Raw genomic sequence first — 25600 nt, 5'->3', positions numbered from 1 at the left:
GGCCGCGTCGACGGGCTGGGCTCACGTGCCGATCCTCCCGCCTACGCCGACGCTGGCCCGCTCAGAGCCGGACCGCGCCCGTCTGGCCGGTCCGCAGCGATCGGATCGAACTACAGCCTGGGATGTATGGGGCGTGCCACTTTCACGTTAGGGCAATGGTGTCGAGGCGGGTGCGCGTGAGTGCCACGTACAGGGCGCGATGGTCTGCCCGTGCAGGGTCGAGGCCGTGTGCCAGAGCCGCAACGTCTGCCGCGCTCAATCTGACGGCTACCGTGTTCCGCGCCATACCAAGCCCGGTCGGTCGCTGCGCGTGAGGTCAGTTGTCGCGGACTTCAGGCAGGGGAGGAGCGTTGTCGCTACCGGTAGTTCGTCAAATCCGGTGGTAGAGGTCAAGGCCGTGTCCGGTGGTGACTGCGTTGATCAGGGCCTGGAGGTCAGGGGTGGGTCCTTGTCCGTCCATGCCCGTCACCAGCGGCTGAGGGTGGTGGCGGGGTGAGCCAGGAACGAATGGACCGTAACGCCCTGGGCCAGCAGGAAGCACTGCAGCCGCTGCACCCCCGGCATTCCCGCACCGGTCACCGGCTCAGCCCCGGCCAGGCAGGTGATCGTCTTGTTTCGCTCCGGCGGCGCCAGTAGCCCGGTCACCTACTCGCGGAACCCTCGCCGCTGGGCCAGGCTGAAGAAGATGTCGTCGAACCAGGCTGCGTAGTCCTCCAGCGGACCCGGCACGGGGCGGACACGGACGGCGAGCAGTGAGCTTCTTCGAGTTGGCCACCGATCAGGTGATGGCCGGTGAAGCGCAACGAATGAGGCCCCCGGGCTGTTGATCGAGATGTCTGACGTCTCAATCACGTTGCTCGGGGGCCTCGTTGGTCATCCATCCTGCCGCACTCGACCTGCCGCATGCGCTCGTGGAGTGGGTGACGATGCTGATCGTCACTCGTGAGGGCGACCGCCGCTGCAAGCTCCGCCCGTCCCAACGCGCGATGGTGGCACTGGTGTACCTGCGCGAACACACCACCCTGGCAAAGATCGCCGCCGGGTTCGGGATCAGCGAGTCCACCGCCCACGCCTACACCAGCCAGGTCATCGACCTGCTCGCCGACCGGGCACCGGGTCTGCTGAAGGTCCTGCGCGAGACCATGGCGGACTTCGTCCTCCTGGACGGCACTCTCGCCGAGTGCGACCGGGTCGGCGACGGGCGGGCCGACTATTCCCACAAACACCGGCGCCACGGCGTGAACGTGCAGGTCGTCACCGACCCGATGGCCGGCTGCTGTGGCTCTCACCCGCTCTGCCGGGCCGGACACACGACCTGACCGCGGCTCGCACCCACCGGATCATCCGTATCTGCGAGCGCCAGGGCGTTCCCATCCTGGCCGATCTCGCCTACCAGGGCGGCGGCCCGTGGCTGACCACCGGCATCAAACGCAAGCCCCTGCAGAAACTCACCCTCACCGAGACGACCCTCAACCGGGCACTGGCCTCTGCACGAGCGCCGGTCGAGCGCGGCGTCGCCCGCCTGAAGTCCTGGCGCATCTTCCGCAGGTCCCGGTGCAGCCCGAATCGAATGACGTCAATCGCCAAGGCCATCCTCACGCTGGAGCGGCAACGCTGAAGAAGCTCAGTCATCTTCAGCCCTCAGCCGGGCAGTTGACTCTTACCACCGGCCTACGACCAACCCAACCCGTCGTCAATCCCCACCACCGGCCGGATTTAACCAACTACCGGTAATGACTCAGGACACCGGAAGCTTGACCCAAGCGGTCCAGAGTCAAGCTAAGGAATTTGACCTCTTTCATGATCGCATCGAGTGCGGTAGTTTCGCGGCATCTTGCAGTGATGAGAGCGGGGGATTGGCCCATGCCTGAGCGTGTTGTTCCCATCTCGCCGCAACAGCGCAGGCTGTGGCTCCTACACAATATCCATCCGCGGCTTCCGCTTTACAACGGCCCTGTGGCCCACGAGAACCAGGGAGAACTTGACGCCCCGGCGTTGGAACAGACAATCCGTGCAGTGATATCCTGTCGTGTCGCCTTACAGACCGTTTCCTCCGTAATCGATGACCAGCCTGTACAAGTCGTCGTCGATTGCCTGGGTTTCACTCTTCCCGTGCACGACCTAAGAGGGGATCCCGGTTCCCTCCGGGCCCGGGTGAGCCAGTTCGCCGCGGCGCCGTTGGCCTTGGAACGCCCGGGGGTTTTCGACTTCCGACTGTTCCGTTCGGCGGACGAGGAGCGGACGCTGCTCCTGAACCTGCACCACATCGTCATCGACGGCCGGTCCATCGCGGTGATCACTGCCGCGATCGGCCGGGGTTACGCCGACACGCTGGCCAGCGGCCCGGCGGAGCACCAACTCGCCTACTGGGCCGAGCACCTGTCCGGTGCCGCCGACCTTCTGCAACTCCCGCTGGACCAGCCCTGCCCGGCCAGTCAGAGGTTCCGCGGCGAGCTGCTGGTCTTGGCGCTGGACGCCGACCTGGCTGAGCGGGCGCAACAGATCGAGACCTGGCACCGGACCACGGACTACATGTTCCTGCTGGACGTCATTAGCCTGTTGATGCACGCCTACACCGGCGGGCCGGACGTGATCGTGGGCACTATCGGCGCTGAGGACGGGTTCTCGACACTCGGCCGGCAGTCGCTGCTGGCTACGTGGTTCACCGCGCGGGTGCGCCAGCGGATCGGCGTCGAGTTCCCATTGGTCACCCACTACGTGGAACCGACGTTACGCGCCACGGCGCGGACGCTCGACGACCTGGTCGCGGGAAAGCTGGCTCCGGCCGAGCGGCCCGCCGACGCCAGGCGTCTCTCGGAGGTGGACCGATGAGGGGCGGGGGCTGGGACGCCGTGGTGGTGGGCGCCCGGGTTGCGGGCGCCGCCAGCGCGCTACTGCTGGCCCGTTCTGGGCAGCGGGTTCTGCTGATTGACCGGGCTGCATTCCCCTCGGACGTCATGTCCACCCTGTACATCCATCAGCCCGGCGTGGCCAAGCTCTCTGAGTGGGGCATTCTCCCGGCGCTGCTGGAATCCGGCTGCCCTGTGCTGGACACCGTCAGCTACGAGGTCGGCGGCGTCCGGCTGGCTGGCCCGGCGCCGGTGATGCCGGGGGCGTCGGCCGCCTTCGCCCCACGCCGCCGAGTGCTGGACCAGTTGCTGGTCGACGCGGCCGTCAAAGCAGGCGTCGAGTTTGTCGACCGGGCCAACCTCCAGGAGCTGGTGTGGTCCGAGGGCCGGGTCACCGGCGTTCGGTTCCGCACCGCGAGCGGCATGCGCACCGAGCATGCCCGGCTGGTGATCGGGGCGGACGGGATGCGCTCCCGGGTGGCCCAACTGGTCAATGCACTGGTGGAGTCGAGCAACCCGCGGGCCAGCTGCGTGTACTACAGCGGCTGGGCCGGTCTCAGCACCGGCTTCGGCTTCCACGAGAGTCCCGGCAACTGGGTCGTCCGAATCCCCACTCACGACGAACTGACGTTGATTTCCACCTACTTCCCGCAGGACCGCTTCGCTGAAATCCGGCAGGACCCGTTCCGCCACCACCTGGAGGCCGTTCGCGGCTCCGCGCCTGAGCTGTACCTGCAGCTCGCCGCGGCCGAACAGGTCGAGCCGACCATCGGGACCGGCGACCAGCAGAACTACTTCCGCCGTGGGTACGGCCCCGGCTGGGCTCTGGTGGGCGACGCCGGACACCACCTGGACACCATTAGTGCCCGTGGAATCACCAATGCGCTGCTCCAGGCCAGCTTCCTGTCCGAGGAGCTGGCGGCCACGAACCTCGGCGATCGTCGTCAAGTCGACACCTCACTGGCCCGGTTCACCCGGCGCCGGGACGAGGCGCTCACCGAGCCGTACCAGAGCACCCTAGAGCTCGCCAGGCTCACCATCACGCCGTCTCGGCTGCAGATGCTGCGGGAGATCGGAGAGTCCGCTGAACTGACCGGCCGCTACTTCGCGGTCGTCGCCGGGATGCTCAGTATCGACGAACTCTTCGACTCCGAGGATTTTCTCGACGAGGACGACGAGCAGTTCTGACCCACCCCTGGAGGAATCACATGAGTCCCGCTCTACTTTCGCTCTGGGGCGGCGAGTCCCGACCGCCCTGCCTGGTGGCCGCGTTCGAGCAGCAGGCCCTCGCCACGCCTGACAAGATTGCCGTCGTCGACGGTGGGCTCAGCCTGACTTACGGGCAGCTGCTGGCCTGGGTTCGGGGCATCGCCGACGGCCTGACGGCGGCTGGGATCGTCCCCAAAGACCGCGTCGCGGTTACAGGACGGCGCGGTGCCGCTGTGGTGGCCGCGATGCTCGGCACCATGTGGGCCGGTGCCACCTACCTGCCACTAGACAGCGAGTACCCGGCAGCCCGGCTCGCCCACATGCTTAAGGACAGTGGCGCCAGCCTGCTGCTGTATGCGGATGAGCCGCCGCAGTTCAAGGTGTCGGTGCCCGGCCTGCCGATCGCCGACATGCCGACCACCGGCACGGCCGAGAAGGTGGCGTGCCGACCCGAGCTGGGAACGTACATCATCTACACCTCCGGCTCCACCGGCCTGCCTAAGGGCGTCTCGGTCCTGCACAGCTGCCTGGACACCATGGCTGACTGGCAGCGCGACCACTCCGTCCGCCGGGACCTGCGCACCGCCCAGTTCGCCCCACTCAACTTCGACGTCTCTTTCCAGGAAGTGCTGGGCACCCTATGCGGCGGCGGCACGCTAGTCATGGTGCCGGAGGAGCTGCGACAGGACCCCTTCGAGCTGCTGGAGTGGCTAGGCGAGACCCAGATCGAGCGGCTCTTCCTGCCGTACGTCGCCCTGCAGATGCTCGCCGTGGCGGCAGCCGAGGAAGTGTCGTTGGACCACCTGGCGCTCGCCGAGGTCAACGCGGCTGGCGAGCAGCTGGTGTGCACGCCGGACATCCGCGCGCTGTTCGCCCGGCTGCCACAGTGTCGACTGAACAACCACTACGGGCAGAGCGAGTCCGCGATGGTCACGGTGCACACCCTGACCGGCCCCAGTAGTTCCTGGCCCGCGCTGCCGCCGATCGGCGCGCCACTACCGGGCTGCGAGCTGCTGATTGACCCGCTGGATGCGGCCGAGCCGAATATCGGCGAGCTGCTGGTGGCCGGTGCGCCGCTGTCGCCTGGCTACCTCAACCAACCGGACCTGAACGCCAAGCGCTTCATCACCGTAGACCCGACCCCACGCGGGCACACCAAGGCCTTTCGTACCGGCGACCTCGTCCGGCTGGACGACGGCGAGTTGACCTTCCTGGTCCGCCAGGACAAGGACGTGAAGATCCGCGGCTACCGGGTCAACCTGCTGGAGATCGAGGTGTGGCTGCTGGAGCTGCCAACCGTCTCCGCTGCGGTCTGCGTGGCTCTGGACGATGGGCAAGGATCGCGCTCGCTGCACTGCGCGGTGACCGTCGACGCGGGCGCCGAACCGCTAGACGGCGCCTGGGCGGCGGAGAAGCTGCGCTGCAACCTGCCGGACCCGTACATCCCGCGCTCCTTCACCACGTTGGAGGTGCTGCCGCGCACCCACAGTGGCAAGGTCGATCGGGACGCGGTGGCCCGTACGCTCGCAGGGCACTGATAACCTTGGGGCTGCTATGCCTTGTCAAGCTGCTTGAGGGAGTCCTCCCTCATTCGGCTGGTTCCCTCGTTCGAGGAGCTTGAAGACCTGGCGGCAGAAGTTGCGCTTCAAGCAACACTGAGCGTCACCGGGGCTCTTGCCATCACCGACGCGGCGGGCGACCCAGCAACCACGCGTCCACGAAGACAGGGTCTGCTGCACGATCAAGCGGCATCTGAACTGGCTTGCCCTGTGGGGCGGGTGGGAAAGATGTCGCTGTGCCCAAGCCTTATCCGTAGGGTCCGCCAGGATGTCGTAGGGGTCACGAGGAACCGCGGGCCGGGTGTGACGGTCGAGCAGGTGGCCACCGACTTCGGGGTCCATCGATACCGGAACGAAGGTGTTGTTCGCCGATCCCCACTCGCCCTGGCAACGACTGACGAACGAGAACACGAACGGGCTGCTGCGTCAGTACTTCCGACTTGCATTGGGGGTAGCGGTGTTCGTGATCGGGTTGGCCGCCCGTAACGTGCCGCAGAACGCCGGGCAGGCTGACTCGAGAACTTTCTGCCGCGTGCAAGGGCTGGCTCTCTTTGGGTGTGTCGACTTGCCCGGTATCCGTTCGCGGCTTGACTCAAGAGAGGCATGAGTACCGGCCACCCCACGTTTCTCGAAGTCGAGATGTCAGCTGCGGATTCCACCGACCCGACGTCGAGAAGAGGACCGCCGATGATGCTGATCGGCATCGATCCGCATCGACGGGAATCTCCGGGAGTACCAGCGCATGCTGGACTGGGCCCGCCAATGGCCCCAGCGGCGATGGGCCGTCGAGAACGCCAGGCCTGGGACACCACGTGACGTCATGGCTGCTCGCGCGGCGAGAACAGGTTGTCGACGTCCAGCCCAGCGCCACGGCTTATGTCCACCATGCCGAAACCGAGCCTACGCACACCAGACACCTTGACACATACAGAGGACCCCGAAGGGCACCGATCCGTCCCGGTGGTTGTCCACGGACCTCGAAGCCATCGCCATGGCGATCAACAACCGGCCCCGCAAGACCCTCGGCCTGGCGGACACCCGCCGACGTCTTCGAAGAGCAACTACGCTCGCTGCAACAGCCTGGTTGTGCAACGACTGGTTGAACTCGCCCAGTTCCGCTGCCGGAAGTACGTCCGGGCGCTCGACTGCCACCGGATGGCCAGATCGATAGGGGAAGGTTTGGAGCTGCAGGTGACAACGCGGCCATGGAGTCCTCCTTCAGCCTGCTGCAGAAGTACGTCCTCGACCGCCGGGTCTGGGTCACCCGTGAAGAACTGCGGGTCGCGATCGTCACCTGGATCGAGCGGACCTACCACCGACGCCGCCGACAAACGTCGCCCGGTCGGCTGACACCCGTCGAATTCGAGACCGTGATGACTACGCCGGCCCTCCAGGCCGCGTGACCGCACCTGTCACCCGAACCTGCAGCAGACCCACACTTCCATTGCGACGTAGACCATTTCGGACTTCCTGCAGGCATGAGCCGGTCTGAGGGCAGCGGCGAGACGGACGGTGTCCTCGGCGAAGCCGAACCGGTGGCCGACGACCGCCTGGCTGTGATCGTCGGCGAAGGGTACGTCTTCTTGCCGCAGATCTTCGGCCCGTGAAGCGCGTCCCCGGTCCACAACTCGTTCGACTTCCTGGCCTCGAACCTTCTGAAGGCGGCGTCGGCGGGAGGTTTACCCCCGCGGCAGCGAGGGTTCGCTGCAGCGTGCGCTCCGCAGGGCCCAGCCCGAGGAGGGCCGCAGGATCCGCCTGCCCTGGGCGGCGGTGCGTTCGGGCTTATCCCCCTGCAACGCGACCGCCATGTTGAGGACTTCGGCCGGTGTGCGGGGGTGGACCTTGCGCGGCTCGGGGACCAGCGCAGGGAATTCGCGCGGCGGTAGTGACGGGTCCAGCGTGGCCCGGGAGACCCTGACCTGGCGGCCGTGAGCGTCGGCGTGGATCCTTGTCCGCGATCTCGGAGGCCGACACTCCGCGCTGGCGGATGGACAGGTGCGGATTGATCAGGTCCTGGATGATGCATAGCGGAACAGGGCCACCTGCCGTGTCGGTTCGGCCCGGAGGCGGTCCTCGTCTTCAAGTGATGGCATCAGCGACGTCACTTCCTTGTTGATGTCGGCCCGTCACCAGCGACGGGCCGACATCAACAGGCTGGCCACCAACCCATCGCTCGCCCCGGGGTAGCCCGTGTTGATCAAGTAGCTGGCGCGGAGGGCGCCCGCACATACCCCGCGTCGTGCGTCAGGCCAGCTCCCACGGCGACAGCGTGCCCTTGGCGAACCACTCGGCGACATCCGCAACAGCGGCCAGTACCGAGGCGACCGCATCGGCGAGCTGGCCTCCAGCCGGCTCCGGCACCACCCGATCGTCCGTGACCGAGACCAGCACCGTAGTGAACAGCGAACGGATCTGCTCTGCCACGGAGTTGAAGCGACGCAGTCGGCCGCGGACCGTCGCCCTGGGACGGCCCAGACGCTCCGCGAGCCGGCGGCGGCCCATGCCGTTGGCGGCCATCTCCAGCCCTTCCTCGATCACCGCCACCGCCACCGCGTCCGTCCGCCGGGCAGTGCCAGCGCGGGTAGCAGCACGTGCGTGATCCGGCTCGACGAACACCGCGTACACCGCGGACGTAGGAACAGCCGAGCTCCGGGTTTCGCAGCGGAAGCGGCGTATGCATAACGCGATCACGAGGCCGAGCCCGCCCAGGCGACGTCACGCAGCCTGCGTACATACCGGCCGTGGACCCGAGCTCTGGCCGCACCGGCACGACCCGGTTGCCGCCAGCACCCGCCTCCTCAGTGCCACGGTGTCCGGCCGCCGTTCGACTTCCTCGAGCAGCAGCGCGGACAGGTACGGGAACAGCTTCAAGAGCACATCAGGAGAGCACCCAATGCGTGATCGCGAACAATTGGTGCGATCTGCTAAACCGTCCGGCTCACAAGATCGTCGACAGGACCCTGATTTTCACGTTGATCGCGTCCACGAACAGCACCGGATACACGCGGTCGAGCGGGCAGTTGGACCACTCGGCCATCCTTTCCATCACTCTCGGTGATCGTGGAGATGGTCGCCTTGGGCACGCTCACGCCGTAGACCTCAGCCAGGTGCGCGGAGATTCCGCCGTGCCTCAGCACCTTCGCCGACAGCGACAACACCATCTCGTCCACCCCGGACAGGCGCCACTGGCGCTTCTTCACGATGGCCGGCTCGAACGTTCCGGCTACATCCCGAGGAACCTTCACCACGACCAGGCCGACATCGGGCAGCACCGTCTTCGCCCGTGTCCCGCTACGGCTATTGTCGCTGCCACCGCCTGGTGGAGCAGTCCGCCCTCCCCGGTCAACTGCAGGCCCTCCGAACGGGCCCGGTCCACGAGCATCGCAACCGACTGCTCGTCACTCGCTGCCACGGCCTCCAGCGCCGGGCTCGCCGCCCAGGCTGTCGCTCATCTGGCATCTCCTTGATCATCTGGATCCGCCGATTAATGAACACTCCCGCATGCGGTTCAGACGCCCAGACGCTGCTTGACCTCGGCGAAGAATGGGATGTGCCGGTAGTCCTTGGCCTGCGGGTCGAAGTCGGTGTAGCGGTTGGTGAACTCCAGCAGCCCGGCGCGGACCTGCTCCAGCGGCTCGGTTCGGATCCTCCGCTCGATCGCCTGGATCTCGCCCAGGAACGCGGCGAGCACTGCCGGCAGCTCCGGGGCCAGCTCAATCAGGCCGTCGCGTAGCCGGATGCCCCGGTGCTCCGTCAGGTAGCTGAACAGCAGTTGGGAGGCGACCGCGTCGTAGTTGGGCCGTGGTATGCCCTCCACCGCGTAGCGCAGCAGCCGCTCGGCGAGGATGTACTCATAGGTGGCCCGGGCCTGTTGCTCGGGCAACTGCGCGTCGTCGAGGCAGACCAGCATGGCCGAGACGTCCACCCGGAGCTCCTCTAGCCCGGCCAGCGGCTTGAGCTTCTTCGCATCCAGGAAGTCCGGGACCGGCATGTCGCCCTGCCGGTGGTGGTATTCGTGCAGCTGGACCCACCAGGAGGAGGCGGTCTCGACCACGTCGTCGGGGGCGCCCTGAATCCGCGGGAAGCTGCCCGGTGCCATCACGGAGTCGATCATCTTCCGGGTGATCCGGTTGTGTCGCTCGATGAACTTGTCGATGAAGTAGAAGATCAGGTCGTCCGAGTCCTGCTGGCCGTCGAGGTGGTTCTCCGGGAACAGAGCGACGACCACCCGGGACTCAAAGCCCTCCGAACTAGCAAGGAGGTTGACCGGCCGGGTGTTACTGGCGTACCGGACGGCCAGGTGTGGGTCGGTCGGCAGCGCCCGGTACGCCAGGTAGTCGAGCGAGAGCTTCGGGAAGTACGAGGCGTCGAAGAACGAGAAGACATGGTTATCGCGCTCCTCGTTGATGTGAGCCTTGGTCGCGGTGAGTCGGGAGCCGTCCGGGGTTTCCCGCAAGTCGTCCAGGAACGCCTGGACGATCGGCTGCTGACTCAGCTCGGCACTGTCCGCCAGTTCCTTGGCCAGCCGCTCCAAGAAGACCGGGGCTCTGGGGTCCGCGACTGGATGCAACCGGCGGCGCAGGGCGTTCACTTCGGCGATGATCGGGCTCATGGGATCCACGGCTGGCTCTCCTTTCCGCCGGGCTGGTCAGCCGGCCGGCGTGACGAACAAGTGCGGAAACTCCGAGGTGGTGAGCATGACCCGGGCTCGCTGGACGGTATTGAAGCCCGTGTCGTACCCGAGCCCGGTGAGGATCTCCCGGCCAGTGCGGCGGCCATCCGCAGCGTCCTGGATCGCCTTGACCTCGGGCCAGGCGGGCCAGCTGCCGGCCTCGGAGACATTCGGGTCGAGGTGGTACTCGCCGTCCCGGTCCAGGACGTGGCGATGGCGCACGGCCGTCGGACGCTCGAGCGTAGCGTCCAGAAAGAGCCGGTTGCGGGCGGCGTCCGATACCCTCTCGCCCGCGCCGGTGCGGTCGGGGCGCAGGTAGAACCAAAGCATCGGTGAGTTGTCCAGATGTAGCAGGTTGACCAGCTGCCAGCGTGCTTGGTCGTCCAACTGCTCGTACCGGCCCAGCAGTTCGGGGTCGGTGAGGTCCATGGTCCAAAGGAACCGCTGGCGCATCTTGTCGAAGCCGTTGACCTTCGGAGCCTCCAGCAGCAGTCCGCACTCCCGGGCCAGTGCGGCCAGCGAGTCGACGTCGTAGGAAGTCTCGCAGGGATTCATCCATCGGTCCGCCCAGGCGGGCTCCGGGCTGCGCCGGGTGTCCTCCAGGTACTTCGTCATGGTGCTCGCGCCCGTGATCGAGCCGGCCAGGCTCCGCGCGAGGGCGTACCGCTCGCTGTGGTCGTGCTCGGACTCGGGGGCCAGGATCCTCAGGGCCTCCTGGAAGGACTCGGCCTCCCGGCGGTGGAAGCGATTGTAGACCATGAGTTCGAGCACGCCGTCGTCCCGCACGGCCGCGGAGAGCCGCTCCAGGCAGAGCTTCGGCTCCGGGTTGTGGTGGATCACACCAGTGCAGACGACCAGGTCGAACTCCCGGTCGTATCCGGCCCGGGTGATGCCCTGTTGCACCAGCCGCAGGTTGGGCACCCCGAGCTTCTCGGCGTTCTGCCGACAGATGGCGAGCGACTCCGCGGACACGTCGGTGCCGAGAACCTCGGCCGCGGGAAACTGTAGCGCCGTTATCAGCGCCTGGTTGGTGCCGCAGCCGGCGACCCAGATCCGGCGTATCGGCCGGAGGTCGGTCCTGCCGATCTCCTGGCGGATCAAGACGGCGTGGAAGTCCGGGTCGCTCATTCGGTCGAAGTAGACCGGCCTCCACGGGTAGGGGAACGTCCCGTAGAATTCGGAGACGGTCTTCTCGTGCCCAATCAGCCCGTGTGGCCTCGACACTTGTGCTACTCCCATTCGCTCAGGGTTGCCGTGCGGATCGGCCTCGGATCAGATCAGGGTCACCGAGCGGTCGAGGAGCGACAGCGCGCCGATACCCACCCGCAGGCCATCGTTGGCATGGGTCAGGCTCGCTGACCGTAGGTCGCGGAAGTGCCGTTCCAGCGGGATTGGGGCGTCTTGGAGGTACCCCAGGCGCAGTCCGCCCAGCTGCACCATGTTGTCGACCGCACGGAAGGTCAGGTCGGAGGTGGCCACCTTGAGGGCGTTGAGCTGCAGTTGGCTGCGCGGGTGGGCCAGCGAGCGGCCCTCAGCCCGGGCCTGGTCGACCTCCTCGCGGACCCGGGTGAGGTAGGCACTGGCGAGTTCGAGGTCCACCCGAATCCGAGCGAGCCGCTCGTGGAAGAGGTCGGAGGCGCCCTCAGCGCGGCCTGACTTCCAGAGGAAACGCATCAGTTCGCTCATCGCGCCGCGGGCGGCGCCCAGCCAGCAGGCGGCCCAGGCGATGTGCGAGACCGGGATCATGCTCTCGCGGGCCACGTCGGCGAAGCAGCCGGAGCCGCCGATGACGTTGCTGGCGGGGGAACTGCCCTTGATGACCATTCCAACGCTCTCAGTGGCCCGCATACCGAGCGCGTTCCACTCGCTGGTTGTCTCCAGCTCCAGGTCGGCGCGGTCGGCATAGATCAGCGAGACCTCGTGCTCCGAGGCGTGCTCGCTCGCCCGCATGCTGATCAGGTACCCGTCGGCATGCGCACCGCCGGTCACCACCGGGGCGATCCGGTCGATCCCGACCCGGTCGCCGTCGGTGACCAGTGGGCTGTGCGCTGTGAACAGGTTTGCGCCCCGGCCCTGTTCGCTAGTGACGGAGGCTATGAAAAGCTCCTGCTCGCCGATCCGGGTGAGAAGGTCGGCCTTGAGCTCGGCGGTGCCGTACTGGACCACCGCATCTATGTGTGACACGTGCATCGCCCAGATCTGGGCGGTCGACAGGCAAGCGCTCGCCAATTCCTGAGCGACCTCGCTCCATAGGCGGGAAGAGGCGCCGGAGCCGCCGTACTCCACCGGGACGGTCAGACTGAGCAGCCGGTGTGCGCGCAGGGTCTGCAGCGACGCGGCGGGGAAGACCGCGAGTCGGTCCGATTCAGCGGCCTGTTCGCGCAGGACTGGCAGGATTCCAGCCACGATTTCGGCCGCGGTCGCCGTCATCAGATGTTCTTCCGAACCGTGCGACCAGTTTGCGCAAGGACTTCGGAAACCTCGGCCCAGAGTGTGGCGGGCGTCGCGAATATCTGGAAGTTCAACAACTCGAAGGCGAACTCCACATCATATTCACGCTCCAGCTGCATCATCAGCTGGACGATTCCGATTGAGGTGAGGCCGGCTCCTGAGAGATTCAGGTCAGGAACCAGTTCGGCGCCACCGGGAATCCCGGGGATGACCTTCAGAAGGACTCTTTCGAAACGGTCGTCCCATGGCCTATTCACGGTGTTACCCTCCCGTGTGTACGGAAAATCATCGCCGCTTGTGGTGAATTCGACCGCGCGATTCAGTGGCGCGCCCGACCAGTGGCCTCGACGTGAATTTCAGGAGGTCTCGTTGGCCATTGCCCTGCGCAGGCTGAGCGGACGCATGTCGGTCCACACCACGGCAATGTGGTCGAGGCACTCCTGCTTGGTCCCGGCGAACCCGGGCGCGGTCCAACCGGCCGGTGGGGTGCCGTCCGCAGGCCAGACCGAGTACTGCTCCTCGTGGTTAACCACGACCTGGTAGAGCCGGTGGTCCTCGTCGCTCTGCTCGCTCACGTGTGCCTCATTCCGATCACGGCCTGCCCCCGTACACCCGTCAACACGTGTATTCGCCCGGGTTTGCTCATCGACTGCTCCAATGGCCGGGCAATCCGCCCACGGTGGACCCATCACTTCGCGACGGCCGTAAGTCGGGTTCAGGGCAGGGGCTTCGATGCCAATGATCCTCTCCATGCTCAACCGCGCTGTCAATGGTCGACAGGGAACTGGCCCCGGACTAGATGCGCACGAACAAATATCCATATTGTCTCAAATGGGGCAGAGTAGAACTATTCCCATGTTCTGTTCCAGCTGTGCTCTGCACTCGGAAAACGGCTGTTGACAGGAGCATCGCCAACGCTAAGATCGATGAGGCCCGACTAAGTGACTGCCGTCTGCGCACTGAAAGACCCTATCGACGCCGCTCCCCACTGCGCGGGTCGACAAACGGGATGAGGAAAGGTCGCCGCGCTTTGAGCAGCAATGAAAGCCCTAGTCCGGAGATACTCGAACCGGACGTCTTTCCGGCAGCCAAGGCGCAGGAGCAGCTGTATTTCGTGCAGCGGGTTATCGGCGACTCTCCCGCCTATCACGTCCCGGTCGTCTTCCGCCTGACCGGTCGACTCGATCCGGCGGCGCTGGAACGGGCAGTGCGCCGGGTCGCCCAGCGGCACGAAGCGCTCCGGACGCATTTCGCCCTCGGCGACGACGGGCTCCAGCAGGTGGTCACCGATCAGCCCGTCGACTGGCGGATCGTCAACTGTGCGTCCGAGGACGAACTCGCCTCCCGGCTGCGATCGGAGACCGACCGACCGTTCGATCTGGAATCGCCCCCGCTGTTCCGCGCCGCCCTCCTGCGGCGCGACGAGCGGACCGCCGTCCTGGTGCTGACCATGCACCACATCGTCTGCGATGGGTGGTCCCTGGGTATCGTGATCGACGAACTGTTTGACCACTATCGCGCGTACACGTTCGGACAGGAGCTCGCATCACCGGAGCCCGACTTCCAGTACGGCGACTATGCCGACTGGCAGCGCGCCTGGCTGCGGAGCCCCGCCGCTGAGAAGCACCTTGACTTCTGGTCCAGGACCCTCGGTGGCGAGCTGCCGGTCCTGGAGCTGCCCGGTGACTGCCCGGCCAACACGCCGACCCCCGCCTATGGCGGCAGCCTGCTGACCTTCCCACTGGAATCCGAACTGCTGCACGACTTGCGCTCATTGGCCACGACGTCTCGCACTACGCTGTTTACCGCGCTGCTCGCCGCGTACAAGGTTCTGCTCAGCCGGTACACCGGCGTCGACGACGTCATTGTCGGTAGTCCGGTGGCCAATCGCAGCCGGATCGAGTTCGAACGGACGGTCGGCTTCTTCGTCAACATGGTGGCGATCCGCACCGACCTCAGCCCGACGCCCGAACAGCTGACTTCCAGCTCCGAGTCGGCCGTGGCCGCGCCGACCGGGCCGAGCTTCCGCGATTTACTGTCCCGGGTGCGCAACAGCGCCCTGCTGGCGCAAGACCACCACGAGCTGCCTTTCGAATCGGTGGTCCAACTGGTCAATCCGCGCCGGGACCTCGACCACGACCCGGTCTTCCAGGTCCTGTTCATGCTCGACGACACCACCACCGCCCCAGTCGAGGCCGCGGATCTGGAGATCGTCCCAGTGCCGGTCCACTCTGGCACCGCCAAGTTCCAGCTCTCCCTTCAGGTGAACGAGCGCAATGACCAACCGAGCGCCGAACTGGAGTACCGCACCGATCTGTTCACACCCGAGTGGGCGGGGCGGTTCGCCGCGCACTACGGCCGGCTGCTGCGGCTGGTGGTCGAGCAGCCTGACCGGCCGGTCGACGAGCTGTTCGAGCTACCGGAGGCGGAGCGTGCCCCGACCCGGACCGGCCCGGCCCGTGGGGCTGACCCCTCGGCAGACTCCTGGCACGACGGCTGGGGCGACGAGGACGACACGCTGTACGTGGCACCACGCGACGAGGACGAACGGATCCTGGCGGAGGTCTGGCAGGAGGTGCTCGGCCGCAGCGACATCGGGATTGACCACAACTACTTCCAGGTCGGAGGCGACTCGATCCTCAGCTTCCAAATTCTCTCCCGGGCCCGCCGGCACGGCCTGCGGTTCGAACTGCGCGACCTCCTGGTCGCCCAGACGATCCGTGAGCTATCCCCGCTGGTGACCCATGCTGCCCCCGAGGCTGAAGCAGCCAGGGAGCCCTTCGACCTACTGACGGCCGCCGATCGGGCGCAACTGCCGGACGGCCTGGCGGACGCCTACCCGCTTACCTCGCTCCAGGTTGGCATGCTCTACCACAGCGAGCTGGACGCCGTGCACCGTGCTTACCACGACGTCGCCAGCTACCACCTGCGCGGGCCGTACTCGCCGCAGGCCTGGCGCTCCGCCGTCACCGCGCTACTGGAGCGGCACGAGCTGATGCGCACCTCCTTCGCCCTGCGCGACTTCACCGAGCCGGTTCAGCTGGTGCACCGCCACATCGCCGAGCCGCCGGTCACCTTCGAGGACCTCGGCTCGGTACCCGCCGATGAGCAGCCGGAGGCACTGCGCCGCCGCTACGAGTGGGAGCGCGAGCACCTCTTCGACTGGGAGCGACCGCCCCTCATCCGCTTCCACGTGCAGCGCCGTTCGGCCGACAGCTTCCAGCTCTGGGTGGTCGAGCACCACGCGATCCTGGATGGCTGGAGCGGTCGGCAGTTGCTGACCGAACTTCTGGAGCTCTACCTCCAGGCCCTCGGACGCAGCACCCGGGAGCTCGCTCCGCCCCCGGTCGCCCGGTTCCGGTCTCTGGTCGCCCTGGAGCGCGAGGCGATTGCCGATCCAGCCCAACGGGATTTCTGGCGCGAGCAGTTGGATGGGGCAACATCATTCCGACTGCCGCGCACCTCCCCCGCCGAGGGGACACCGAACCTGGTGATGACCGAGTTTGATCTGCCTGAGCAGCTCTCCGCCGACCTGCTGCGAACGGCCGACCAACTCTCCGTCCCAATCCGGATCGCGCTGCTGGCCGCGCACCTGCGGGTCTTGATGCTGCTTGGGGGCACCGACGACGTGGTCGCGGGCGCGGTCTACAACGGCCGCATCGCCGAGGAGGACGGGGAACGGGTCGTCGGCCTGTTCCTGAACACCCTGCCGGTGCGCGCCCGGATCACCGACCGCACCACCTGGGCCTCGCTGGTCGCCGATGTCGCCGCGACCGATCTAGCACTCCAGCCGAACCGCCGGCTGCCGCTCGCGACCATCCAGCAGGACGCTGGCGGCGGGCCGCTGTTCGAGACCTTCTTCAACTATACGCACTTCCACGCGCCAGACCAGAATACCGCCGAGGATCTGGAGATCCTGGAGGAGTCCGGTGTGGTGCCGACCAATTTCCCGTTCGGCGTGGAGTTCATGCGCGACGACCGGACTGGACGCATCGGCCTGGGACTGCGGTACGACGCGGCGCAGTTCAGTACCGAGGAGATCGATCGCTGGGCTGGCTACCACCTGGGTGCGCTGCGCTCGCTGACCGGGGATACCGGCGCGAGTATCGGACGGACGGAGCTGCTACCTCCTGGCGAGCTGGCGCAACTCGACCGCTGGAACGACACCGCGACCACGTACCACCGGCCGCACCTGCTGCACGTCCTGGTCGAGGAGCAGGCCCGGCTGAACCCGGACCGGATCGCGGTGGTCTTCGAGGGCGATACGCTCGACTACCGGGAGCTGGACCGCCGGGCCGACGATCTCGCGCACCGACTGATCCGGCGTGGGGTGGCGCCCGGCGACCGGGTTGGGGTGTGCCTGGAGCGCTCGGTCGAGCTGGTGGTCTCGCTGCTGGCGGTCCTCAAGGCTGGTGCCGCCTACGTGCCGATCGACCCGAAGCACCCGGTCGCATGGATCGGCAACATAGTGGCGGAGGCGGCGCCGGCCCTGGTGCTGACCACGACCGCGCTTGCCGAGCGGGTGGAGCCGTCCGGTGTGGCCGTCGAGGCGGTCGGTTCCGAACCTGACGCCGGATCCGTCGACGCCGCAACGCCCGCTGGCGCCCCCCGGGTGGCAGTGGGCCCGGACTCGCCCGCCTATCTGATCTTCACCTCCGGCTCGACCGGCGTTCCTAAGGGCGTCGTGGTCTCGCACCGGGCAATTTGCAACCGACTGCTGTGGATGCAGGAGGAGTTCGCCCTCACCGAGGCGGACCGGGTCCTGCAGAAGACCCCATACACCTTCGACGTGTCCGTCTGGGAGTTCTTCTGGCCGCTGATCCAGGGCGCCCGGCTGGTCGTCGCCCGACCTGGCGCCCACCGGGAGCCAGAGGAACTGGCGCGGCTGATCCACGAGCAGTCGGTGACCACGATCCACTTTGTGCCATCAATGCTCCGGGCCTTTCTGGAGCACGCGGACCCGGCGGACTGTGCGAGCCTGCGCCAGGTGGTCTGCAGCGGCGAGGCCTTGCCGGCCGACCTGCGGGACGCCCACCGCGAGCGTCTGGACGCAGAACTGGTCAACCTGTACGGTCCGACCGAGGCCGCCGTCGACGTCACCTGTTGGCGCTGCCGCCCCGGCGACGGCGCGTCGGTGCCGATCGGGCGGCCGATCGCGAACATCCGGATCCACCTGCTGGACGCCCGGATGAACCGGGTGCCGGTCGGCGTGACCGGCGAGCTGTACATCGGCGGCGTCGGGCTAGCCGATGGGTACCACGGCCGGCCGGACCTCACCGCCGAGCGCTTCGTCCGGCACCGCTGGCCGACCGGCGAGGTGGAACGGCTCTATCGCACCGGCGACCTAGCCCGGCGCCTGCCGGGCGGCGAGATCGACTACGTCGGCAGGACCGACCGGCAGGTGAAGGTCCGCGGCATGAGGATCGAACTGGGCGAGATCGAGGCGGCGCTGACCCGCTACCCGGATGTCCGCGAGTCGGCCGTGGTCCTGCGCGGGGACCGGCTGGAGGCGTATGTCGTGGCCCCGGAGGCTCTCACGAGCGCCGTACTGGCCGAGTACCTCGGTGGCATCCTTCCGGAGTACATGATGCCGACGGTCTGGACGCGCCTGGAACGACTGCCGCTGGCCTCCAACGGCAAGGTGGACCGCAAGCTCCTGCCGGAGCCCGGGCCAGCAGCCCTGGCCAGAGAACGGGCGCCCGAGCCGCCGGTCACCGACGTCCAGCGCAGGCTCGTCCGGGTCTGGGAGGAGACCCTCGGGGTCAGCCCCATCGGTGTCCACGACAACTTCTTCGCGCTCGGCGGGCACTCCCTGGTGGCTCTCAACCTGGCCATGCGGATCCGGCGTGAGTTCGGCCGCAAGCTGCCGGTAGCGGATCTGCTAGCCCACAACACAGTCGCCCGGCTGGCCCCGCTACTGACAGCCCAGGAGTCTGGCGACGAGGACCCGGCCCGGCTGCTGCCGATCCGCCGAGCCGGGGAGGGCGAACCGCTCATCCTGGTCCACCCGGTCGGCGGGGGTGTGTTCTGCTACCTCCCGCTGGCCTCCCAGCTGCGACCGGGCCGACCGATCTACGGCATCGTCTCGGAAGGCCTTGTCTCCGGCACTGTAGCCAACCTCTCGGTGGAACGGATCGCAGAGAGCTACGTGGACCTGCTGGTGGCCAAGCAGTCGAAGGGCCCGTACCACCTGGCCGGCTGGTCCTTCGGCGCGGTACTGGTCTTCGAGATGGCCTGCCTGCTGCGCCGCCGGGGTGCCGAGGTCGGCTCGCTGAGCATGATCGACGCGGCCTACCCGGGCCAGTTCGACGAGAGCCTGCGCGACGAGGACCTCGCGCTGTTGGTCTTCGTGGACGTCCTGCGGGCCGCCGGGATGGCCGTCCCGGAACACGACGACGCGGAGTGGGCGGCGACCCTCGCCGAGTTCCCGACGATCCACGAGAAACTGCGCTGGCTGGTCGGCCAGCTGCCCACTGCGGAGCATAGCAAGGGCGCCGAACTGGAGCAGTGGGAGGCCTACTTCAAGGTCTTCACAACCAACCTCACTGCGCACAACGACTACCGGCCGGGCCGCTACCCGGGCGACGTCGTCTACATCGAGGGCCTGGACGGCGGCGCCCTCGGCAGTGCCGGTGCCTGGCGGGCCACGGTGGACGGCCAGTTCAGCCCGCACACCATTAAGGCCAGCCACTATGAGATCCTCCAGCAGCCGTACGTCCAGGAGATGGCCCGGCTCATGGACCAGGCCCTGGCTGGGGCCGCGGACCCGGCTCCAGACAGGACGCCCCGGTGAACGACGTCGTGGACCACGAGCACACCGAGGCCGAGCTGGTGATCCCAGCATGCCACTGCGGATCAGACGGCTCGGCACAGGGCGGCTATGCCTGCGCCCGGATCGTCGCTCTCGTCGGCGGCCGTCCCGGCGGTGACCCTGCTGGACCTCGCGCTGGAGTTCCGGGTCGGCGAGTGCCGGTCTGGACTGTGGCACGGCACCGAACTGGTGGCCCCCGTCACCCGGGCCAGGGACGGAATGTCGCTGCCGCCGCCGGCTACCGCGGCCACACCAGTCACCCGTTCCCAACTGCTGTGCGTTCGGACCGGCCCGGGCCAAGAACCGGCTGCGCCTGGCCCTCACACGCCGCTGCGGTTGTACCGGTAGACCAGGTCTGGGGCACACCCGATTGCACGGGCGGTTGGGGGACCGACCTTCGCGCCCACCCGATGGTGCTAAGCCGAGTGACGGTCGAGCTCACCGGGCCGGTCCCACCCTTGCCGGGGGTACGAGGTGTTAGCCGTGCCCGGCACACGACCCATGGACGGACCGTGGTCAACCTCACCGCTCTGTATGACGCGGACGGGCGACCGGTCGCGAGAGCCATCGCGCTGCGGACGGTGGTACGGTCGCCCGACGTCCCGGCCGCCCGAACCATGTGGCTGCTGACGATCCTGGGGCCGACTTGAAGAACTCGCCTGACGACACGGCAGTCGCCTACAAAACCGGGTCCGTGGCCGGCACGGTTTGGGCCGCCCCAAAGGGACAGTTGATCAGACAGTGGCCACGGTGGAAACCGCAGTGGTCCCCTCCGAGGGCCTGATGTCCGTGTGCGAGCGCTTCGCATCCGTCGTGCATGACCGGGCGACACCACTGCGGTCCGGTTCGCCGACACCAGCATGTCCTACCGGGAGCTCGACGCCGGGGCCGCAGCCCTCACCGCCCGGCTCCGGGCGGCGGGTGTGGCCCGCGGCGACCGAGTGGATGCGCGGGTCGAACGCTCGTGGAGCAGCTGGTCGCGCTGCTCGGCGGACTCAACGCCGCGTACGTCGCGGTCGATCCGCAGGACCGGCTTGGCCGGGTATCGGCTGTGCTGGGCGACGCCAGCGCCCAGGCAGTGCTGGCCAGCCCGGACTTCGGACTCACCGCGCTCGCAGAGGTCGACGGGAGCAAGCCCGACCAGGCCCCCGGCCCCGAGGACACCGCGTGCGTCGCGTACACCTCCGACTCCACCGGCCGCCCCAGGGCGTCTGCGTCCCGCACCGGGACGTGCACCGTTGGTGGTCGGCGGCGATGTGGAGATCCAGCCCGAGCAGGCGACCGGCTGGCAGGGGTACGTGGTAACCGAGCGGTACCACCCGGTGATGCTAGAGGGTGAATACCCCGCCTTCCTCAAGGCTCCGGCGGAGCTAGTGGCACGGTTCACCGAGGGGTTGGCACATTGACCTCGCCCCCTCCCTCTGATCCGAGGGATACGCGCACGGCCGGGGTACCAGATTCGATCACGCAAAGAGAGGCCTCGATGGTCGGCAAGAAGATCGGCGTGCTGCGCCGCAACGGAGACTTCCGCAATTTGTGGCTCGGCCAGTCCGCGTCGATGCTTGGCTCCAACATGACGGCCGTGGCCGTCCCGCTGATCGCCTCGGTCACGCTCTCGGCCTCGATCTTTGAACTGGGTGTGCTCAGCGCCGCAAGCTACCTGCCCTACCTGCTGGTGAGCCTGTTCGTCGGGGTCTGGGTGGACCGAAAGCCTAAGCGCCCCATCATCATTGGGGCCGACCTCCTGCGCGGGGCCGCGATGATGATGGTCCCATGTGCTTGGTGGCTGGACGCCCTGACGGTGCCACTGCTGGTCGGCGTCGTCCTGCTGGTCGGCTTGTGCAGCGTGGCGGCGGACATCGGCAACACCTCCCTGCTGCCGGACCTGGTCGAGCGCGACGACCTCATCGAGGGCAACAGCAAGCTGGAGCTGAGCAGTTCGGTGTCGAACATCGGGGGCCACTCGCTCGGCGGGTTCATCGTCCAGGCTGTGACCGGCCCGGTCGCGATGGGCCTCAGCGCGGCCACCTTCGTTGTGTCCGCGCTGTTCACCTCGCGGATCAAGCAGCGCGTGCCGGCTCCGGAGATCACTGGTCAGCCCGGCTCTGTCTGGCGGGACGCGGCCGAGGGCACCCGCTTCGTGCTGGGCAACCCGCTGCTGCGGGTCCTGGTGCTGGCCACCGTGGTCGCTAACTTCTTCGCGCTCGCCTGTGAACCGCTCTTTCTTGCCTTCGTGACTCGCACCCTGGACCTAGCCCCGACCTTCGTTGGCATAATCCTGGCCTCCTCAGGCGCCGGTGCACTGATCGGGGCGGTGCTGGCCGGGCCGATGAGCCGCCGGATGCCGCTGGGCCGGCTGTTGGTGTTCACCTCGACCGTGATCGGCCTGGCCTCGCTGCTGACCCCCCTGGCCACGGTGGTGCCGAAGGCAGCAGCTATCGTGCTGCTCCTGGTGATGCACGTGGTGAACGCCGCGATGGTGATCGTCTGCAACATCAACATGCGCGCCTACCGCACCTCCATCACCCCGAAAGAACTTCAGGGCCGAATGACCGCCGTGGTCCGAATGGTCGTCATTGGCGGCGCCCCGCTGGGGGCCATTTTCGGCGGCGTCCTCGGCGAGCTTCTCGGCGTCTCGCCGGCCCTGGTGTTCGCCTCGGTGGGCCTTCTGATAGCGGCCGCGATCATCGCAGTGTCACCGGTCCGCCGGGTGACCGAGATCCGCGGGACGACATCCGACGCGGAGTCGGCCCTGGCCGATCCTGTCGACGGAGCCCCAGTTGACTAGCCCGGCCGAGCTGCCCACCGCCACGACACTGCGGGAGGGCCCGGGCCGCTCCGTGGGCACCGGCCGGGCCTTCGGCACCTTCGGTGAACTGCTGCAGGGCACCCTGCCCGACGACGGTCCAGAGTTCCTCGTCACCCTTCCGATCGCCGGGTGGAGCACCGCGACCTTCCGTTACGTCCCGGGGCTGCCTGTGGTCACCGTCCGACCCGCCCACAAGGGCAAATCCCGGCGGCTAGCCGAGCTCCTGCTGGAGCTAGCCGGGCGGTCCGGCGGCGGCGAGCTGGAGCTGACTGGCGAACTGCCCGAGGGGAAGGGGCTGGCGAGTTCCTCCGCCGACCTGGTGGCGACGGCCCGTGCCGTAGCGCAGGCGCTGTGCATGCCCCTGCCGCCAGCGTCGGTCGAGGCCCTCCTGCGGCGCATCGAACCATCAGACGGGGTGATGTACGACGGGATCGTCGCTTTCCTGCACCGGGACGTCCGGTTGTGCGAGCGGCTCGGCTTCCTTCCCGCGATGACCGTCATCGCGCACGACGAGGGCGGTCGGCTCGACACCATCAGATACAACCGGATCCCCAAGAACTACACCGACGAGGAGCGCCGGGAGTACGGGCGGTTGCTGGCCGCCTTGAGCACGGCGGTTCGCACCGGGGACCTGGCGACGGTCGGACGGATCGCCACCCGCAGCACCGAGATGAGCCTGGGGCGGCGGCCCCACCGCGCCTCCGCTGAACTGCGCGGGCTATGCGCAGAGCTCGGCGGCCTCGGGCTGGTCCGCGCCCACAGCGGCACCAACCTCGGCATCCTGCTGCGCGATGGCGACCCAGAACTGACCGGGAAGGTCGAGCATGCCCGCGCCGTCTGCCGGTCGGCTGGCGGCACCGTGTCGGTGCACCGCACTCTCGGCCCCGAGGAGTTCACCGCCGTGCCGGCCGCGCCCGCCGCCAGGGAAGGACAGCACCATGCGCTCTGACTCCGCGCCGGACGGCGAGCGCGGCCTAGCCAGCGAGTCCGACCCCGACTCCCTCACCCTCACCGGCCTGCTGGCCCGTCAGGTGGAGCTCTGCCCGGATGCGCCAGCCGTGCTGTGTGGCGGCGAGCGGCTGAGCTACCGGGAACTGGACGAGCGCGCCAACCGCCTGGCCCGCGAGCTGATCGCGCGCGGGATCGGTCCGGAGCACCTGGTGGCGGTGGCCCTGAAGCAGTCGGTAGCGTTGCTGGTGGCCCTGCTCGGGGTGCTCAAGTCCGGCGCCGCCTACGTTCCGGTGGATCCGGCGTACCCGGCGGCGCGTCTCGAGCAGGTGCTCCGGGACGCCGAACCGGCGCTGCTGCTCACCGTCGCCCCGATCGTCGGCGCGCTGCCCGGGATTTCATCGCCGGTGCTACTGCTGGACTCCGTCGCGACCGAGCGCGCCCTGGCCGACCGGAGCGCCGCCCCAGTGCGGGACGCCGAGCGCCTCTGGCCGCTGCGGCCCCAGCACCCGGTGTACATCATCTACACCTCCGGTTCGACCGGACGACCCAAGGGCGTCGTTCTGTGCCACGCTTCGGTGGTCAACTACCTGACCTGGGCGGCCCGTTCCTATGCCGGCACAGGCGGGGTGGCGCTGGTCCAGTCGTCGTTCGCCTTCGATCTGACCGTCACCGGCCTGTTTGCCCCGCTCCTGGCCGGCGGCCTGGTCCACCTGGCGGGTGGCCACGGCGGCGGCCGGGCCGGACTACGCGAGCACCCGGCCACCTTTCTCAAGGCGACCCCGGGGCACATCCCGCTGCTCAACCTGCTTCCGGCGGAGTTCTCCCCCCGCCGTGAACTGGTCGTCGGCGGCGAGCAGTTGCTCGGTGCGGCGCTCGCCGAGTGGCGGTCCCGGCATCCGGAGGCCACCGTGGTCAACGAATATGGGCCGACAGAGGCCACCGTCGGTTGCATGGAGTACCGGATCGAACCGGGCGACGATCTGCCACCCGGTCCCGTCCCGATCGGCACTGCGATCGATGGCGTCCGGATCCACGTCCTGGACTCGCGGCTGCGACCGGTCGACGGACCGGAGGCTGAGGGCGAACTGTACGTGTCGGGCGCCGCACTGGCCCGCGGCTACTTCGGGCGACCGGACCTGACCGCCGAGCGCTTCCTGCCCTGCCCGGCCGGCCCGTCCGGCGAACGAATGTACCGGACCGGCGACCTGGTGCGGATCGCCGAGGACGGAGCGCTGCGCTACGTCGGCCGGACCGACCGTCAGGTGAAGGTCAGAGGGTTCAGGATCGAACCCGCCGAAGTCGAGACCGCACTGCTCGGCCACCCGGCGGTTGCGCAGGCAGCCGTTTTCGTCCAGCCCGGCGAATCGGACGCCCCTGGCGGCCGGTTGGCCGCCTGCGTGGTACTGCGGACCGGAAGGGTTGAGCAGTCCGAGCAGATCCGAGCCCATCTGGGCGCCCGGCTGCCCGCGTTCATGGTGCCGACCAACCTGACCGTGCTCTCGGAAATTCCGCTGACCCCCAGCGGCAAGGTCGACCGGGATGCCCTGACAGGGCTGAATTTCGGTACTGGTCAAGCCCCATCCGCACTCCCCTGATGACCGACCACCCAATGTCCAAGCAAGTCGAACAGACCCACCGTTAGGATCTGTCAAATGCGCCCTCTAGCCGACAACGAAATCCGTGGATCCTTCGTCAACTGCACCAAGGGAGAAGCGCGCAGACTCAGCCTCCCTCGCAACCTCTCCGAACTCCCCTGGGAGGACCTGGACTTCTTGGGCTGGCGGGATCCGGGCGCTCCTGACCGGGGCTATCTGGTGGTGGAGCGGGGCGACAGCCTGGTGGGGATTACGCTGCGTTCGCCGAACGGCCAGCGCAGCCTGATGAAGACCAGCATCTGCTCGGTGTGCATCACCATCCACGCTGGCAGCGGCGTCGCCCTGCTCTCCGCCCCGCTGGCGGGCCCGGCCGGGCGTGAGGGAAACACGGTCGGCAAGTACATGTGCGCCGACCTTGCCTGTTCGCTGTACGTGCGCGGCAAGCGCAAGTCGGCCTCGGCCAGCCGCCCCGAGGAGTCGCTCTCGCTGGATGAGCAGATCGCCCGCACGGTGACCAACCTCGACACCTTCGTGGCGCAGGTGCTCAAGAAGACATGATCCGTGGGCCGCGAACCCGGACGCGCCGGGGGCCGACGACCCACAGATCGCTCGCGAGGCCGGTCTCGAGCCGCTCGCCGAGGGCCTGCTCGGGGACCCGGGTGTCGCTCCGCTCGCCGCGGCCGCCGCGTTCGTC

Annotated in this window: 16 protein-coding genes and 4 pseudogenes; 12 read left to right on the top strand and 8 right to left on the bottom strand. The window is 67.8% G+C overall.

The window, feature by feature from the left end:
- Window positions 1–465 precede the first annotated feature (465 nt).
- On the bottom strand, window positions 466–645 hold the full coding sequence (locus ABZT93_RS39060) for a hypothetical protein (RefSeq protein WP_356113641.1): 180 nt from the start codon (window positions 643–645) through the stop codon (window positions 466–468).
- 224 nt (window positions 646–869) lie between these two features.
- On the opposite strand from ABZT93_RS39060, the pseudogene ABZT93_RS39055 reads away from it, so the two are divergent.
- The 7 genes and pseudogenes from ABZT93_RS39055 (at window position 870) to ABZT93_RS39025 (ending at window position 7224) form a co-directional block, all read left to right on the top strand.
- Window positions 870–1618 (top strand): annotated as a pseudogene (locus ABZT93_RS39055) (transposase family protein).
- Window positions 1619–1800: 182 nt separating this feature from the next.
- Entirely contained in the window at window positions 1801–2832 is a 1032-nt protein-coding gene (locus tag ABZT93_RS39050) for a condensation domain-containing protein (RefSeq protein ID WP_356113639.1), read from the top strand.
- A gap of 20 nt (window positions 2833–2852) precedes the next feature.
- Window positions 2853–4037 (top strand): FAD-dependent monooxygenase, encoded by a 1185-nt coding sequence (locus ABZT93_RS39045; protein WP_356113637.1) that lies wholly within the window; start codon window positions 2853–2855, stop codon window positions 4035–4037.
- A gap of 74 nt (window positions 4038–4111) precedes the next feature.
- Entirely contained in the window at window positions 4112–5596 is a 1485-nt protein-coding gene (locus ABZT93_RS39040) for an AMP-binding protein (RefSeq protein ID WP_356113635.1), read from the top strand.
- 958 nt (window positions 5597–6554) lie between these two features.
- Window positions 6555–6720 (top strand): annotated as a pseudogene (locus tag ABZT93_RS39035) (IS30 family transposase); the annotation flags it as partial.
- A 4-nt stretch (window positions 6721–6724) separates the two neighbouring features.
- Window positions 6725–7020 (top strand): annotated as a pseudogene (locus ABZT93_RS39030) (IS3 family transposase); the annotation flags it as partial.
- A gap of 75 nt (window positions 7021–7095) precedes the next feature.
- A complete protein-coding gene (locus ABZT93_RS39025; protein WP_356113633.1) occupies window positions 7096–7224 on the top strand; it encodes a hypothetical protein in 129 nt (42 codons plus the stop codon).
- Window positions 7225–7861: 637 nt separating this feature from the next.
- On the opposite strand, the gene ABZT93_RS39020 is transcribed toward ABZT93_RS39025, so the two are convergent.
- The 7 genes and pseudogenes from ABZT93_RS39020 to ABZT93_RS38990 form a co-directional block, all read right to left on the bottom strand.
- A complete protein-coding gene (locus tag ABZT93_RS39020) occupies window positions 7862–8161 on the bottom strand; it encodes a hypothetical protein (RefSeq protein WP_356113632.1) in 300 nt (99 codons plus the stop codon).
- Between the two features lie 415 nt (window positions 8162–8576).
- Window positions 8577–8999 (bottom strand): annotated as a pseudogene (locus ABZT93_RS39015) (transposase); the annotation flags it as partial.
- A gap of 126 nt (window positions 9000–9125) precedes the next feature.
- Window positions 9126–10229, bottom strand: a complete 1104-nt coding sequence (locus ABZT93_RS39010) for a DUF6421 family protein (protein WP_356113646.1) — start codon at window positions 10227–10229, stop codon at window positions 9126–9128.
- A gap of 36 nt (window positions 10230–10265) precedes the next feature.
- Window positions 10266–11417 carry a class I SAM-dependent methyltransferase gene (locus ABZT93_RS39005; RefSeq protein ID WP_356113630.1) on the bottom strand — a complete coding sequence of 384 codons (1152 nt, stop codon included), beginning with the start codon at window positions 11415–11417 and terminating at the stop codon, window positions 10266–10268.
- Window positions 11418–11561: 144 nt separating this feature from the next.
- Window positions 11562–12719 (bottom strand): acyl-CoA dehydrogenase family protein, encoded by a 1158-nt coding sequence (locus tag ABZT93_RS39000; protein ID WP_356113628.1) that lies wholly within the window; start codon window positions 12717–12719, stop codon window positions 11562–11564.
- Window positions 12719–12997: a phosphopantetheine-binding protein gene (locus ABZT93_RS38995; RefSeq protein WP_356113626.1), complete on the bottom strand. Its 279-nt coding sequence runs from the start codon at window positions 12995–12997 to the stop codon at window positions 12719–12721. Before ABZT93_RS38995 ends, ABZT93_RS39000 begins: the two co-directional genes overlap by 1 nt.
- 99 nt (window positions 12998–13096) lie before the next feature.
- A complete protein-coding gene (locus ABZT93_RS38990; protein ID WP_356113625.1) occupies window positions 13097–13315 on the bottom strand; it encodes an MbtH family NRPS accessory protein in 219 nt (72 codons plus the stop codon).
- 455 nt (window positions 13316–13770) lie between these two features.
- On the opposite strand from ABZT93_RS38990, the gene ABZT93_RS38985 reads away from it, so the two are divergent.
- From ABZT93_RS38985 to ABZT93_RS38965, 5 genes are all read left to right on the top strand, one after another.
- Window positions 13771–19533, top strand: a complete 5763-nt coding sequence (locus tag ABZT93_RS38985) for an amino acid adenylation domain-containing protein (RefSeq protein WP_356113623.1) — start codon at window positions 13771–13773, stop codon at window positions 19531–19533.
- Window positions 19534–21034: 1501 nt separating this feature from the next.
- Window positions 21035–22339, top strand: a complete 1305-nt coding sequence (locus ABZT93_RS38980; RefSeq protein ID WP_356113621.1) for an MFS transporter — start codon at window positions 21035–21037, stop codon at window positions 22337–22339.
- On the top strand, window positions 22332–23309 hold the full coding sequence (locus ABZT93_RS38975) for a kinase (protein WP_356113619.1): 978 nt from the start codon (window positions 22332–22334) through the stop codon (window positions 23307–23309). The genes ABZT93_RS38980 and ABZT93_RS38975 overlap by 8 nt, the downstream gene beginning before the upstream one ends.
- Window positions 23299–24906 (top strand): amino acid adenylation domain-containing protein, encoded by a 1608-nt coding sequence (locus tag ABZT93_RS38970; RefSeq protein WP_356113617.1) that lies wholly within the window; start codon window positions 23299–23301, stop codon window positions 24904–24906. Before ABZT93_RS38975 ends, ABZT93_RS38970 begins: the two co-directional genes overlap by 11 nt.
- Window positions 24907–24963: 57 nt before the next feature.
- Window positions 24964–25464 carry an FBP domain-containing protein gene (locus ABZT93_RS38965; protein ID WP_356113615.1) on the top strand — a complete coding sequence of 167 codons (501 nt, stop codon included), beginning with the start codon at window positions 24964–24966 and terminating at the stop codon, window positions 25462–25464.
- Window positions 25465–25600: the final 136 nt, after the last annotated feature.

This window comes from Streptomyces sp. NPDC005303 (genome assembly GCF_040607335.1).
In the GTDB taxonomy this organism is placed as follows: Bacteria; Actinomycetota; Actinomycetes; order Streptomycetales; family Streptomycetaceae; genus Streptomyces.
The sequence above is the reverse complement of the archived record's forward strand: the minus strand, read 5'-3'. Positions and strand labels throughout refer to the sequence as shown.